Below are 14,227 nucleotides of genomic sequence, written 5' to 3'. Positions count from 1 at the left end.
CTGGCATTCATTGCATGACTTAAGCTTCTGGTCAGGCAATCGTTGCATGCAGCTCGTGATCCGTCATTTTAACCGGCTTATTATCCGCGTCCACAAATACGACCGTCGGTTTATGTGCAGTGAGCTCTTCAGAGGACATTATAGCGTAGGAGATGATGATCACTGTATCTCCGGGCTGCACCAGCCGGGCAGCCGCTCCGTTTAGACAGATAACGCCGCTGCCGCGGGGGCCGGGAATGACATACGTTTCCAGACGGGAACCGTTATTATTGTCGACAATCTGCACTTTTTCATTTTCGAGCAGGTCAGCCGCTTCCATCAGGTTCTCATCAATGGTAATGCTGCCCACATAATTCAGGTTGGCTTCCGTTACGGTGGCACGGTGGATTTTGGATTTCATCATATGTCTAAACAAGGGCGTGTACCTCCTTGGGAATAAAAACATTATTGTCGATCAGCCTGGTTCTGCCGAACTTCACAGCGAGCGCCATGATAACCTCTCCCTCTGCATTGCTGAGAAGTGCCCCGTCTTCCAGAGCTTCAAGGCCCGGAAAGGACAGGATTTCCACATAATCAATGACGGCGAGAGGCGATGAGGAAATAATCGATACCAGCAGCTTGCGTGCTTCATCTACTGTTCTGACGGTTCCTTCTTCCAGCGCCTTGCGGGTTTCACGGAGCGAGCGGGACAGAACCAGGGCTTGGCTTCGTTCTTCGCTGCTGAGATAAACATTCCGTGAGCTGAGCGCCAGTCCATCCCCTTCCCGGACGATCGGACAGGCGACAATTTCCACATTCATATTGAGATCAGATACCATACGGCGCAATACAGCAACCTGCTGGGCATCCTTGAGTCCGAAGAAAGCATAATCCGGCTGCACCATGTTGAACAGCTTGCTTACCACTGTGGTTACACCGTCAAAATGTCCAGGACGGGAAGCCCCGCACAGCTGGGTCGTCAGCGAGTCCACCGTAACTTTGGTGCGGATAGGCTGAGGGTACATCTCTTCCACAGAAGGTATGAACACGATATCGGCGCCCTCACGCTCTGCAAGCTCCAAATCACGGCGTTCGTCACGCGGATAGGAAGAGAAATCCTCATTCGGCCCAAATTGCAGCGGATTGACAAAAATGCTCATCACTACCGTGTTGCTCATTTCACCAGCTTTACGGATCAGGCTGGCATGTCCTTCATGGAGATAGCCCATTGTCGGTACAAAGCCTATTGGCGCATGTCCTCCCATCCGCATATAATCCAGCGCTTCGCGCAACTGTTGAACCGTTCTGACTACTCTCATCTTATTTCTCTCCTTTTCCGGCCGCGCCGTATAAAGATTCCAGCACATGCTCTTCTGCGTTAAAAACATGACTCTCTGCCGGGAAGGAGCGGTCCTTCACTTCCTGGACATAGCTGCTAATCCCTTCACGGATCAGAGTGCCTACATCCGCATAGGTTTTGACAAATCGTTTCTCCCGGTATGGAGAGGCGTAACGTAACAGGTCATGGAAAACCAGCACCTGTCCATCGCAATAACGGCCTGCTCCAATTCCAATGGTCGGGACGCTGACCGCCTTGGAGATAGCTTCAGCCACCTCTTCGGTCACCAGCTCCAGTACGATCCCGAACACACCGGCTGCTTCAAGCGCCTTCGCTTCTTCCATCAGCCGCTGTGCATCCTTGGCGTCCTTACCTTGAATACGGTAGCCCCCGATCATATTTACAGACTGCGGGGTGAGGCCGATATGGCCAAGCACCGGAACACCGGCAGCTACTACTGCGGATACCGTATCGCAGATTTCCAGTCCGCCCTCCATTTTGACGGCATGTGCCCGTCCTTCCTGCATCAGTCTCCGCACGCTGCGCAAGGTTTCATCGATGCTGCCGTGGTAGGTCATAAACGGCATATCCGCCACGATGAAAGTATGCTGAGCCCCCCGGGTGACCGAGCGGGTGTGATACACCATATCTTCTATAGTCACCGGTAAGGTGGTGTCATATCCAAGAACTACATTCCCCAAAGAATCGCCGACAAGTATCAGGTCAATGCCCGCTTCCTCAGCGAGCAGGGCCGAAGGATAATCATAAGCGGTCAGCATGCTTAGCGGCACACCGTCCATTTTCATTTTTTTCATTTTCACAATATTTAGCGCATGTTTGTCAGCCATTGGCTCCCATTCCCCTTTTCGCAGTTAATTACGCGTAAACGCGCAAACAAAAAAACCTTTTAGCATAAGTCCGCTAAAAAGGTCCGATGGGCAAAAAAGAGTCACTCGCGATCGTCCCTTCTGTCTCGGTCCTTACGGCTCAGAGCAGAATCCAACGTAACCGTGAAATACAGTTATGAAGGTGAATCTAACAACAAATTCCCTGAAATAAAAGGTTTCTTCCCGAGTACAGCCCGATAATCGATACCGTCTCTGTCCTTATTATAACAAAATCTGCAAGCAAGTAAACTATTAAGAAGCAGTTTGCAGGCCCTTTGAAAAAAACGCATTCTGTTTCACCAAAAAGTTAAAGACAATTTAGGGTGTACAACCAATACATTTTTTATCTTCAAAAAAAGATGACAAGGTATGGAACCTCGTCATCTCAGATCATTTCAATCTCTCCCGAGAGCACACTCATAATAGCACCCGTTCTATCCTTAAGGAGCAGCCCGCCATTCTCATCGAGCCCCACCGCCAGAGCCTCACAGCGTCCTTCCGGGGTATTATAACAGACTTGGCGTCCCAGTGTGACGGACATGGACTCCCACAACTCTCTGATTGGCTTAAATCCCTGTTCACTGTAAAGAATATATAAGTACTCCAGCTCAGTCAGAACTGCCTCAGTTAGCACTGTACGGTCAACAGGGATGCCGCCCCCTTCGATCAACAGGGAGGTACCGATGCCCTTCAGTTCCTGGGGATAATCCTCTTCCGTCAAATTAACGGCAATGCCTATTCCAGCAATGCAGTAATGGAGACCACCTTCCCGGAGAGAGGATTCCAGCAGAATGCCGCAGATTTTGCGCCCGCCCGCGAGCAGGTCATTGGGCCATTTGATCCCTGCCTGTACACCAGTAACCTCGCGGATAGCTGTGCAGACGGCAACTCCTGCCAGCAGTGTAAGCTGAGGAGTTAGTGACAATGGCAGCTCTGGACGCAGCACGATGCTGATCCAAATGCCTTTACCGCGGGGGGAATGCCATTTCCGGCCCATCCGCCCCCTGCCGCCGGTCTGTTCTTCAGCCTGGACGGAGGTACCTTCGGGAGCACCGTTCTCGGCAAGCCTCTTGGCTTCTTCCTGAGTGGACACCACCTCTTCCAGCAGCTGAACACGGTCCAGCCAGCTGCATGTAAAAGTGTCCCTCCCGGCCCCAGGCAGCCGGAGCCTCTCATTACTGTTCATTACTATCCATCCTTTTTGCTTCCAAAAGCAATAATCGATTGTCATTGGGAATGTCACCTGCCGCTGCAGCCAAGAGCAGCCGCTGCAGCAGCTCTCCCAGCCACGGACCCGGCCGCTTCTGAAGTACCGTAGCCAGCTCCCTGCCCGTCACTGCCAGCTCCGCCAAGGTATAAAGCGGCATCCCCACGGTCCAGGACCGCAGAGCGGGGATATCAGGCGCGTTAGGCCGCTGCGCGTCAGGGGCGCCTGGAGTAGGTGCGTTAGGCCGCTGCGCGTCAGGAGCGCCTGGAGTAGGTGCGTTAGGCCGCTGCACGACAGGAGCGCCTGGAGCAGGCGCGTTAGGCCGCTGCGCGTCAGGGGCGCCTGGAGCAGGCGCGTTAGGCCGCTGCACGACAGGAGCGCCTGGAGCAGGCGCGTTAGGCCGCTGCGCGTCAGGAGCGCCTGGAGCAGGCGCACCAAGAGCAAAGCCAGGCGCAGCGGCCTCCGGCAGCGCCGCAAGCAGCGTCAGCCACCCTTCGGCGGCTGACTGGCCGTGGGCCAGCACGGCGGCGATCCAGTGCCGCCGCAGGGCCTCCGTGCCGCCGGGTTCCCCGGGCGGCACCTCCGCAAGCGCTGCGTCCCACGCTTCGCGGACGCGCAGCACCCCGGCGACGGCGCTGCGCGTCGCCCCCGGGAACGTCCATGCCCGCAGCAGCTCGTCGGCCTCGGAGGCCGACCGCTTCAGGGCATGCAGCAGGAGCGCCCACCGCAGGTGGGCGTCCTGCAGGTCCCCGATCCCGGCCGTCAGGGCGGCGGCTGCCGCCATGTCGCTGCCGGTCCAGGGGAACGGCGCCTTGCCGCGCGGCAGCAGCCCGCTGCGCGCCAGCAGTCCGAGGCCGCGCACGGGATGCGGGCCAAGGACGATGCGTTCAAGCTCCGCGCGAACGCGCTCTACGGCAATGTGCGCCAGCTTGTCACGCTGGCGCAGGAGTCCCCGCCAAGTATTCTTGGCGACCCGGAAATCAAGCACCGATGCGAAGCGGACACAGCGCAGCATGCGAAGCGCGTCTTCATCGAAGCGTTCCTCAGCATCACCTACACAGCGGATCAGGTGTCGTACCGAATCTTCTGCTCCGCCATAAGGATCAACCATAATTCCGTCAAGACCACAGCACATCGCATTGATCGTAAAATCACGCCGGCGGAGATCCTCCTTCACATCTCTTACAAATAAGACGTGCTCCGGACGGCGGTGGTCGGTATAGCCGCTCTCCGTCCGGTACGTCGTCACTTCAAAGCTCCAGCCATCCTGAAGAACGGTAATGGTGCCATGAGCAAGTCCGGTCGGGACACAGCGCGGAAAAAGTTTCATGACTTCTTCGGGCAGTGCCGAAGTCGTCAGATCGATATCATGCACCGGCCGCCCCAGAAGCTCATCACGGATGCAGCCGCCAACGAAGTATGCCTCGTGGCCCTGCTTAAGCAGGGCCGATAACACCACATTCGCCGCTTGGGCCATTCCGGAAGGCGCCATTGTCCAGTCCATAATGCAAGCACTCCCTAACTCTGGATCGTATCCAATCCGCGCACTTTGCGCCCAAGCACCCGGTAATAGATATCCTCATATTGATTGGTAATCACATCTCTGCTGAAGTCATTGCAGGACCGTTCCAGACAAGCCTTTCTGAACTGTTCCTCCATGCGGGAATCGGACAACAGCTTAACCGCATATTTTGCCATTGAGGCTGTATCTCCGATGGGTGCCAGAAATCCGGTCTTCCCATGCTGGATCAGCTCAGGAATGCCCCCGGCCTCTGAACCTATAGTCGGCACACCACAAGCCATCGCTTCGAGCGCCACCAGACCAAAGCTTTCCTTCTCCGAAGGCAGCAGCAGCAGATCAGCCAAGGATATTACTTGTGCGATCTCATCCTGCTTGCCGAGGAAACGAACCTTATCTTCCAGTCCCATTTCACAGATTTTAGCCTGGATTTTGGGCAGCTCCGGTCCTTCCCCAACCAGCAGCAGGCGTGACGGAAGCTCCTGATTCACTTTGGCAAAAATATCCACCACATCCGATACCCGTTTGACCGGCCGGAAGTTGCTGATATGCATCAGAATTTTCTCATCAGGTGCGGCGAAATCCTCCCGCAGATCGGTCACATCCCGGGGATAATACACACGTTTGTCGACAAAATTATAAGTGAGATCGATGTCACGTGTAATATCGAGTACCTTGCGGGTCTCCTTGATAAGGTCTTGCGAAACGGCCGTCACCGCGTCACTCTCGTTAATACCCAGACGGATCAGGTCCTTCAGCGATTCATCCTGTCCAAGCACAGTAATATCGGTCCCGTGCAGGGTGGTCACTACCTTGATATCGTTACCCAGCATTTGCTTGGCCAGATAGGCGCAAACCGCGTGCGGCACCGCATAATGGACATGGAACAGGTCCAGCCCTACCATTTTGGCCACCTGGGCCATCTTGGTCGCAAGTGCCAGATCATAAGGAGGGTAACGGAAGACGTAATAATCGTTAACCTCTACCTCATGATAAAAGATATTCTTCTGAAACGTTCCAAGCCGGAACGGGATACTATGTGTTATAAAATGGACCTCATGACCTTTTTCGGCCAAAAGCTTGCCCAGTTCTGTTGCCACAACACCCGAGCCGCCAAGAGACGGATAACAGGTGATGCCTATTTTTAGCCGGTCCATCGCTCCGTCCCCTTCGTAAGACTTGAGTTCATTACTTCGTGTAATGATATGAATTTATTATAGTGGATCATGACCATTTTAGAAAGTTTATTGATTCTGCCGTTACCTGAGGGATGAACTGAACAAATCTACAGTATACGGCACTTTGCTTGCGAATCCCTCTGCATATGGAATCAGCCTCCGCTGCCCGAGCAGCATATCCCTGGAGCGGACACGTTCAATATAGCCTTCCGTTAAAGGAGTGGAGACAACATCCTCTCCCGGGGTTTTCTCAAACTGAGACCGGTAGCAGGACAGCGCCTGCTCCTTAAGACCGTACTGTTCAGTCACGTCAACAATAAGATCAGTACGCCCCAAATCATTAATGAAATAAAAATACAGCTGTGGTGCAGGGACTGCAGGCTTGTCCGGCATATACTTCCGGAGCTTGGCATTGAATACCGCTTCTTCCACCAGCTTGCTGCAGGCAATATGATCCGGATGCCGGTCTTCCCAATAAGGTGCAAACACAATATCTGGTGCAAATCTGCGGATTTCCAGCGTCACTGCCGAGAGATGCTCCTCTGTCAGGTACAGCCCCCGGTCGGGAAGTCCCAAATTCGTGCGCACCGAAACCCCCAGCACATCCGCAGCCTGTTGTGCCTCGGTTTTACGGCGTTCCACGGTTCCGTTGGATGACATTTCCGCAGCGGTCAAATCACATAACCCAACCTGGAGTCCGGCGGCAGTATGTTTGGCAATAGTACCTGCCATGCCGATTTCTGCATCGTCAGCATGTGCACCGAACACAAGAATGTCCAGCTTCATTCATCCACACCCGGCTTATATTTATGTACAAGCTCACGCCAGGCGAAATCGCCGCGGTCAATTGCTTTGACCAAAATTTCCGCTGTCGCGATATTGGTTGCCACCGGAATGCCGTATACATCACACAGGCGAAGCAGGGCGGTAATATCGGGTTCATGCGGCTGCGCCATCAGCGGATCCCGCAGAAAAATGATCAGATCCAACTCATCGGTGGCCACCAATGAACCGATCTGCTGATCGCCTCCAAGGGGGCCAGACATATAGCGGTGAATGGACAGCTTCGTTGCTTCCATAATGCGTTGACCGGTAGTTCCGGTAGAAAACAACTCATGCCCTACAAACACATGCTCATAAGCAGTCACAAAATTAACCATTTCATCTTTCTTCCGGTCATGCGCGATAAATGCGATTTTTAACATGATGATATCCCCCGTCTATTCAATAAAATGCTCAAAACCATAAATCAACCCGGTGTAGCCCATCACCTTCTGGACCCCCATCTTGACCCCGGGCATATAGCCTGCACGCTCATAGGAATCATGACGGATTTTGAGCGATTGCCCATACCCGCCAAAGACCACCTCTTCCTGTGCAAAAACACCCGGAAGCCGCAAGCTGTGTATACGAAAACCGTTGTAATAGCCCCCCCGTGCGCCTTCGATTACTTCCTCTTCCTTAGGATTCCCCTGACGGAGTTCCTCCCTTGCTTCAGAAATCATCTCTGCGGTTTTGATCGCCGTACCTGAAGGCGCATCCAGTTTCTGGTCTCCATGGGTTTCGATAATTTCCAGATGCGGAAAATATTTGGACGCCTGAGCGGCAAATTTCATTAACAGGATCGCTCCAATCGAGAAATTAGGCGCGATAAGTCCCCCAATTCCCCGATCCTGGCATTGCTTGTCCAGCTCGGAAATCTGCTCCGGAGTGAATCCGGTAGTACCGATTACCGGACGCACCCCATATTTTATCGCAAGTGCAGTATGGGTATAAGCAGACTGCGGCGTGGTGAAGTCAACGAGAACCTCTCCGCCGCTCTCCGCAAGGGCAGCTTCCAAATCAGCTACAACCTTAACTCCGCACTCTTCCAGCCCTGCCAAACGGCCGGCGTCGCTGCCGCTTGCCGAACGGTCTACGGCTGCCGCGAGCTCCAGTTCTTCATCCTGCAGCACCAGCTTAACAACCTCTTTGCCCATTCTGCCTCCTGCCCCGGAGACGATAACCCTGATCTTGTCACTCACCCTTATTCCTCCTCGCTATGACTGGTTATTAATGATCTTATCCCATATACGTTTGCAATGATTTCTGAAGGTCCTTCATGAGCTGTCGCAGCCCGGAATCATCCGGGTGAAGTGACATGACTTCTTTGAGTGCGGCAATCGCCTGCACATGCTCATTCATCCGGCTGTGAGCAATGGCAAGCCATACATATGCATCCCCGTACAGGGGGTCAAGAACGATTGCTTCCTTCAATAAGGTAATCGGACGATACGGGTTATTAGCCCCCGCAATATCATCCTCAAGCAGCCTTTTGGCCTCCCGGACAAGCTGCAGAGCCTGCAAATGTTGAAGGTGAAGCCCATACTCCGGTTTGCCTCTATCCAGATTCACAGCTGCCCGTGCATGCTCCAGCGCTTTTTCCAGCATGCCGCTGCGGGCATACGTAATAGAGCAGCGGTACCTGACCTCGGCATCGTCCGGGCTGGCCGCAATTGCCGCTTCGAACAATGTGATTGCCTCTGCAAAATCACTTCTGAGAATTGATCGGTATGCCGCTTTAACATAATCGTTATGATCCATTTGCCCACCATCCTCACGGCTAAATCCCGTTCGTTTGGTACAGCATATGTTATAAAAGCCTAATCGGTGTTTTTTAGTGTCCACCGTCCGGCATCACGGGTATTGAACTTGTGCATCACTTTATTGTGAGCCTCGGTTAGGTCAATTCCCAGTGAATTGGCGAAGCAAACGGTAATAAACAGAATATCTCCCAGCTCAAGCTCAATTGAGTTATCCGACTCATCTGCTCTTTTGGGCTTCTCACCAAACTGATGGTTGACTTCCCGGGCAAGTTCGCCTACCTCCTCTGACATCCGGGCCAGCATGGATAGAGGACTGAAGTAACCTTCTTTAAATTGTGAGATATAAGCGTCAACCTCACGTTGTATGTCACCAAGACTTTTATCCATAAATAGTTTCTTCGCCCCCCTGTATGTTCTTGCCTTCTGTTTGCCCCTATGTTATCGTAAAGACGTTTTGAAGACAAATCTTTTTTGGCGCCTGCACATTTCTCAAGGCCCCTGGACAACCGGTGAATGATATAATCACATGAAAAGCAACCAATAAAAGAAGCTTACCAATACATTATGCCCATAATAGGGCCAGGCGAGGGATTACATGAATTCATCTTCCAAAGTAGCTTCCACCATTGTCAAAACAGCAGCACCAATCATGCTGGGAGCGGCTGTATATGCATTTGGGCTGCTCTACTTTATCGTACCCAACCAATTAATGGAGGGCGGTGTAACCGGGATTACCATCCTGCTTAACTATGCTTTCAACATCCCAATCTTTTTAACTACCCTGCTGCTTAACCTCCCGCTCTTTTTATTGGGCTGGAAGGTGCTTGGCGGACGGCAAATCGCTTATACAGGCGTTGGAATCGGCGCATTGTCGTTTTTCCTCTGGCTGTTCGAGCGGATGATTGACGCAGGTTGGATTGTCACCTTCAGCACCGAGCATGACTTTATTCTTGCTTCATTATATGCCGGGGTTACACTCGGGCTGGGACTCGGCATCGTCTTCCGTTTTGGAGGTACAACAGGCGGAGTCGATATCGTGGCAAGAATTCTGGGACGCAAATTCGGATGGAGCATGGGGCAGATTATCCTGGCAGTGGATGTAATCATTATCGGCGCTTCCCTACTCTATATTCCCCGTGAAAAAATTCTATACACCCTGGTAGCGGTCTTCATCTCTTCACGAGTGATTGATTTCATCCAGGAGGGTGCCTATGCAGCCAAAGCCTTCACGATTATCAGTGACGACGCTCCGCAAATCGCCGATCTGATTACAGCAGAAATGGACCGTGGCGTAACATTGATCCCGGCCATCGGCGCTTATTCCAAACAGGCCAAATACATGGTCTACTGCGTAGTCTCCCGTCAGGAGATCCGGCGACTCAGCCAATTGGTTAAATCCGTCGATGCCAAAGCGTTTGTCATTATCAGTGATGTCCACGACGTCCATGGTGAGGGTTTCCGGCAGACTTGACCGGAGCAGGAGACTCAAATATATGAGAAAAAGACTGCCTAGCTTGCAAAAGAAACCTGCAAGCCAGGCAGTCTTTTTGATGGCAAAAATTGTTCGCCTTCATCCGAAAAATTCTGTCAATGACCTGTTTCCATTCACGCCGCCGCTCTATACCGGCTTCCATTCCTCATTCTCCCCACGGTACTTGCGGAACGCTGCATAGGCAAGAGCGGCAATGATGAATCCCCCGGCCAGTAGCCCCCAGGCTCCATATCCCTGCGTCGCGAGCGGGAGCGATAGGGCGGGTTCATCCCTTTCTTTGCTAAACAGTACTCTTGCAGCATCCTGCCCGTATGAGATAATCTCCAGAAGCCGGGCACGGCCCACAGGTTGTGAGGCAGAAGGAATTCCGGCGGCATAGGACAGCCAGGAATCAAACGCATTGACCGTTTCCGGGGGCCGGGAAATGATGATCGCGGGCCGGATATTATCATACCTGCTCTGGAGGCGTTCCAGCGCGGCTTGCCAGCTTTTAAGATCATTTGTTGCGGCACTCCGCTCCATATCGTTAAGATCCTCGCGGATCAGCTTATAATATTGCAGCCACATCGGTTGACGCGGATGGTTTAGACTGTTGGCGGCTAGCCGGAGCCTTGCTGCAGCAGCTTCCCATTTCTCTGGATTAACCTGCGCTGCGGCAAGTACTGCCTTCAAGTCAATAATAACATCCGACAACGCATTGATCCCTTCCACAGAAGTCAGGCCCTCAAACGAAGACGACACAAAAATCTGTGATATCTTCTCACTTTCCTGTCTGGCCTTCGCCACGTTACCTTCCAGCACATAATCATATAAAGCCTCGGCCGCTTCATCCAGCCGCTGGGCAGCGTTCTTGGCGGTGAGCGCCGGCGCATAACTCCCTACAGCATTTCCTGTCTGAACAGAAAGACTGTCCAGCCCCTGCCTGGAAGCTTCCGCGTTAACGGCCCCTGCATTCATGCCGGCCAGCAGCCAGCATAACATCAATCCTGTCAGCACCCTATATGTCCTGCACGGCATGAGACATCCCTCCTACCCCTAAATGTATGGCAGGAGGACAAGAGTTAGAACACTCTTTCAGCCTCTGACCGGAGGCCTGTCCAGCCGTCCAGACCTTCTGGATCTGCCTCCGAATAGCCAGGCTGCAGCTGTACTCAGGAAGGTTAACGCGATGGTGAAATACTGTACTCCAATCACGTCATCCTCGAGAACATTCGGCAGCCACGGAAACACACCTTCCGAATAATCCACCATGTCGTTGGCAAAAGCCCACAGCAGTGCCAGCGGCAGCATTCTGCGGAAGGAGAAGAATCGGGCGTAGATCAGTGCCTCAACCGCCATTCCGGTATGCGAAACGACCAGCATCCAGTCCTTCAGGCTTATTGCATCTCCCTGATAACCCCCGGCAAAAATGATACTGACAGCCCATATGCCATATTTGACCGAGGTAACAACGGCTAGAGCCTCAATAAGCTCGCGGATGAGCGTTCCTTTGATCCCTTTGGGTGGAAAAAGCAGTAACAGCAAAGCGAGTGTAAAGAACAAGCTTGCCGTCGGACTGTCCGGAACGAACGGAAGCAGCCACGAAGGATAATTCTTTGCCGTGTATTCCAATTGATTACCATACCATATGTATCCATAGATCGTTCCGAGAAAATTCACAATGAAGAGCAGCCACATGACGCCCCGGTGTCTAAACAATCTCTCAAACCAGTGTACCGGCATATACAATCTTAACCTCCCGAATGTGGCAGCTTGATATGAATGCATACAAAAACCCGACCGCAGGTACGATCAGGTTTGTGCGTTATCATTATTTTACTGTTCGCTTTTTTGTTTGGCAAGCCAGCCTGCGAGACTGTCAATATCCTGCTCGCTAAGACCAGCAGACATCGCAGTATCATACATTGGAGGCATCTGGCCTTGGCCATTTTTAATAATGGCGAGGATGGCTTCCTTATCGTGGGTGTCTCCGACACCTCTCAGTGAGGGTGGCCCTCCGCCCCCCTTCATATCAACCGCATGACAGGAGACACAGGTAGCCTGTTTGTATAATGCCATCGCGGGATCGTCCTTGTCCACGATAGCAATTTCCTTCGTCTGGACAGCGCTGGTGGTTGGCAAACCCTTTGCCCTGTTCTCAGCTGCTTTTTCCTCACGCTGTACATCCTCGGGAATTTGGCCGGTTTCAGCCATTTCATGCTTGTATTCCGTCCAGGCCGTATTGGTCAGATAGATAATCGCAGCCAGGGAAAGGAACATCAGCGAGGAGGCTATGGGCCGGCGGTAGAAGCGGCGTTCCCGGCCCGTATCCAGAAAAGGAGCCAGCAGCAGCGAGCCAAAGGCTACCCCTGTCACACCAAGTGTTCCCAGAACGATATAATCACCAGAGGCATAAGGCAGCTTCAAATACTGATACAGAAACAGGAAATACCAGTCGGGAATCGGAATAACCGTAGCACTGGCATTTGCCGGAAACCCTAATGGAGCCGGTTCAGAAATCGTCAGGACAAGTATGCCTACTAGCACGACTACGCCTACCATCCATTCCTTAAGCAGAAAGTTAGGGATAAAGGCTTCTGATTTGCCGGGGTAAGCCGTGTAATCCGGTGGCGTAATGAAGCCGTTTCCTCTGCGCACCCGGGAATCTCCCACATAAACAATCTTTTCTTTGGAGTTGTCTCCGTGAGCCATTGCATTTCCTCCTTTAGCTGTGGTCAGGGCTCAGAGCGGACCAGAAATACCCTGTCTGCGGATCATAATAAAGTGTCCGACGAGCAGAATAAGCAGGACCGCCGGGAGGAAGAATACATGTAGGGCAAAAAAACGGGTCAGCGTTTCCGCACCGACGATGGTGCCGCCCTGCATCAGCTCCTTCAGCACCGGCCCCATGACCGGTACGGAATTGGCAATCTCAAGTGTAACCTTGGTAGCAAAATAAGCTTTATTGTCCCAAGGCAGCAGATAGCCGGTAAGACCAAGGCCCAGCATCACGAAAAAAATTAGCATCCCCACTACCCAGTTCATCTCACGCGGCGCTTTGTAGGAGCCGGTAAAGAATACCCGCATCGTATGCAGGAACATCATGACAATAACCAGACTCGCTCCCCAGTGGTGCATACCGCGCACAATTTGACCAAAAGCTACTTTGGTCTGTAAATATTCCACACTGGCATAAGCATTGATAATATCGGGCACATAATACATGGTGAGAAACATACCAGATAAAATTTGAATAACCGTAATAAAAAAAGTGAGTCCTCCAAAGCAATACACGAAGGCCGAGAAATGGTGCGCCGGATTTACGTGTTCTGGAACCTCATGGTCGGCAACATCTCTCCAGATCGGCGTAATATCCAGACGTTCATCAATCCAGTTGTAGACATTCTTAAACATCAGATCTACGCCTCCTTTTTAACCTCGGTATTGGGAACGATCTCGCCCAGATAGACCCAATCCCCATCTATTTTGGTCTTGTACTGGTCAAGAGGCTTGGGGGCAACGGCAAGGTTTTTGCCAAGCTTCGTATATCTCGCTCCATGGCAGGGGCAATGATATTCATCCGGATACGCCTTGTCATTATTCCAGCCCACTGTGCAGCCAAGATGCTTGCAGACGGGTGAAAGCGCATAAATATCTCCGTTTTCGTCTTTTCGGATCCACGCTGTCAGCGTAGCTGTACTGGCATACCATCCATCCTGCTGTGCGAGTTCGAAGGTAAACTCCTGAGGAACATCGGTGATCTTGGCCGCTTCCGCAACCTTAATGAATTCACCCGCACCCTTTTTATGTAATACCGGATCTACCGCGAAACGGATCATCGGCAGAATCGCACCTACACCCATAAATGCGGTTGCCCCTCCAAGCGTGTACGTTAAAAACTGCCTCCGGGACATCTCTTTCCGGGTGGGAGGTCCTTGCGGGAATGACTCATGCTCCTCATTATGGCTGCTCATACGGTGTGTAACCCCCTTTTCACATTTGAGAAGGCACCTGCAGTGTAGATTTAAAGCAAATTTCTGTAAATAATACGTTTTCAATGAT

At 52.3% G+C, this 14,227-nt stretch carries 17 protein-coding genes; 1 reads left to right on the top strand and 16 read right to left on the bottom strand.

Going from position 1 to position 14,227, the window contains the following annotated elements; genetic code table 11:
• Window positions 1–31: 31 nt before the first annotated feature.
• The 11 genes from panD to ACTJKB_RS10170 form a co-directional block, all read right to left on the bottom strand.
• On the bottom strand, window positions 32–415 hold the full coding sequence (gene panD / locus ACTJKB_RS10220) for an aspartate 1-decarboxylase (protein WP_440833683.1): 384 nt from the start codon (window positions 413–415) through the stop codon (window positions 32–34).
• Complete coding sequence (panC, locus tag ACTJKB_RS10215; protein WP_440833681.1) at window positions 408–1,298, bottom strand: pantoate--beta-alanine ligase; 891 nt, start codon at window positions 1,296–1,298, stop codon at window positions 408–410. Before panC ends, panD begins: the two co-directional genes overlap by 8 nt.
• Before the next feature lies 1 nt (window position 1,299).
• Entirely contained in the window at window positions 1,300–2,166 is an 867-nt protein-coding gene (gene panB / locus ACTJKB_RS10210) for a 3-methyl-2-oxobutanoate hydroxymethyltransferase (RefSeq protein WP_440833679.1), read from the bottom strand.
• 424 nt (window positions 2,167–2,590) lie between these two features.
• Complete coding sequence (locus ACTJKB_RS10205; protein ID WP_440833678.1) at window positions 2,591–3,391, bottom strand: biotin--[acetyl-CoA-carboxylase] ligase; 801 nt, start codon at window positions 3,389–3,391, stop codon at window positions 2,591–2,593.
• The gene (locus tag ACTJKB_RS10200) at window positions 3,381–4,916 is read right to left on the bottom strand and encodes a CCA tRNA nucleotidyltransferase (RefSeq protein WP_440833677.1); all 1,536 of its coding nucleotides are present in this window, start codon (window positions 4,914–4,916) and stop codon (window positions 3,381–3,383) included. The genes ACTJKB_RS10205 and ACTJKB_RS10200 overlap by 11 nt, the downstream gene beginning before the upstream one ends.
• A 14-nt stretch (window positions 4,917–4,930) precedes the next feature.
• The gene (gene bshA, locus ACTJKB_RS10195) at window positions 4,931–6,088 is read right to left on the bottom strand and encodes an N-acetyl-alpha-D-glucosaminyl L-malate synthase BshA (RefSeq protein ID WP_440833675.1); all 1,158 of its coding nucleotides are present in this window, start codon (window positions 6,086–6,088) and stop codon (window positions 4,931–4,933) included.
• A gap of 102 nt (window positions 6,089–6,190) precedes the next feature.
• Window positions 6,191–6,895, bottom strand: a complete 705-nt coding sequence (gene bshB1, locus ACTJKB_RS10190; protein WP_440833674.1) for a bacillithiol biosynthesis deacetylase BshB1 — start codon at window positions 6,893–6,895, stop codon at window positions 6,191–6,193.
• A complete protein-coding gene (gene mgsA / locus ACTJKB_RS10185; protein ID WP_074114992.1) occupies window positions 6,892–7,314 on the bottom strand; it encodes a methylglyoxal synthase in 423 nt (140 codons plus the stop codon). The genes bshB1 and mgsA overlap by 4 nt, the downstream gene beginning before the upstream one ends.
• 15 nt (window positions 7,315–7,329) lie before the next feature.
• The gene (gene dapB / locus ACTJKB_RS10180; protein ID WP_440833673.1) at window positions 7,330–8,133 is read right to left on the bottom strand and encodes a 4-hydroxy-tetrahydrodipicolinate reductase; all 804 of its coding nucleotides are present in this window, start codon (window positions 8,131–8,133) and stop codon (window positions 7,330–7,332) included.
• Window positions 8,134–8,170: 37 nt separating this feature from the next.
• The gene (locus tag ACTJKB_RS10175) at window positions 8,171–8,692 is read right to left on the bottom strand and encodes a tetratricopeptide repeat protein (RefSeq protein ID WP_440833672.1); all 522 of its coding nucleotides are present in this window, start codon (window positions 8,690–8,692) and stop codon (window positions 8,171–8,173) included.
• A 59-nt stretch (window positions 8,693–8,751) separates the two neighbouring features.
• A complete protein-coding gene (locus ACTJKB_RS10170) occupies window positions 8,752–9,081 on the bottom strand; it encodes a nucleotide pyrophosphohydrolase (RefSeq protein WP_440833671.1) in 330 nt (109 codons plus the stop codon).
• A 208-nt stretch (window positions 9,082–9,289) separates the two neighbouring features.
• Between ACTJKB_RS10170 and ACTJKB_RS10165 the strand changes: the two genes are divergently transcribed.
• Window positions 9,290–10,165 carry a YitT family protein gene (locus ACTJKB_RS10165; RefSeq protein ID WP_440833670.1) on the top strand — a complete coding sequence of 292 codons (876 nt, stop codon included), beginning with the start codon at window positions 9,290–9,292 and terminating at the stop codon, window positions 10,163–10,165.
• Between the two features lie 147 nt (window positions 10,166–10,312).
• On the opposite strand, the gene ACTJKB_RS10160 is transcribed toward ACTJKB_RS10165, so the two are convergent.
• The 5 genes from ACTJKB_RS10160 to ACTJKB_RS10140 all read right to left on the bottom strand — a co-directional run bounded on the left by ACTJKB_RS10160 (window position 10,313) and on the right by ACTJKB_RS10140 (window position 14,139).
• Window positions 10,313–11,203: a sporulation protein YpjB gene (locus ACTJKB_RS10160; RefSeq protein ID WP_440833668.1), complete on the bottom strand. Its 891-nt coding sequence runs from the start codon at window positions 11,201–11,203 to the stop codon at window positions 10,313–10,315.
• Between the two features lie 57 nt (window positions 11,204–11,260).
• On the bottom strand, window positions 11,261–11,908 hold the full coding sequence (locus ACTJKB_RS10155) for a DUF1405 domain-containing protein (RefSeq protein ID WP_440833666.1): 648 nt from the start codon (window positions 11,906–11,908) through the stop codon (window positions 11,261–11,263).
• Window positions 11,909–12,001: 93 nt separating this feature from the next.
• Window positions 12,002–12,877: a c-type cytochrome gene (locus ACTJKB_RS10150; protein WP_440833665.1), complete on the bottom strand. Its 876-nt coding sequence runs from the start codon at window positions 12,875–12,877 to the stop codon at window positions 12,002–12,004.
• Window positions 12,878–12,907: 30 nt separating this feature from the next.
• Window positions 12,908–13,579: a menaquinol-cytochrome c reductase cytochrome b subunit gene (qcrB, locus tag ACTJKB_RS10145; RefSeq protein ID WP_020427667.1), complete on the bottom strand. Its 672-nt coding sequence runs from the start codon at window positions 13,577–13,579 to the stop codon at window positions 12,908–12,910.
• Between the two features lie 5 nt (window positions 13,580–13,584).
• On the bottom strand, window positions 13,585–14,139 hold the full coding sequence (locus tag ACTJKB_RS10140) for a ubiquinol-cytochrome c reductase iron-sulfur subunit (RefSeq protein ID WP_440833664.1): 555 nt from the start codon (window positions 14,137–14,139) through the stop codon (window positions 13,585–13,587).
• Window positions 14,140–14,227: the final 88 nt, after the last annotated feature.

This window comes from Paenibacillus sp. 22594 (genome assembly GCF_052044425.1).
Classification (GTDB): domain Bacteria; phylum Bacillota; class Bacilli; order Paenibacillales; family Paenibacillaceae; genus Paenibacillus_AQ.
This window is presented reverse-complemented; position numbering and strand designations above follow the sequence as displayed.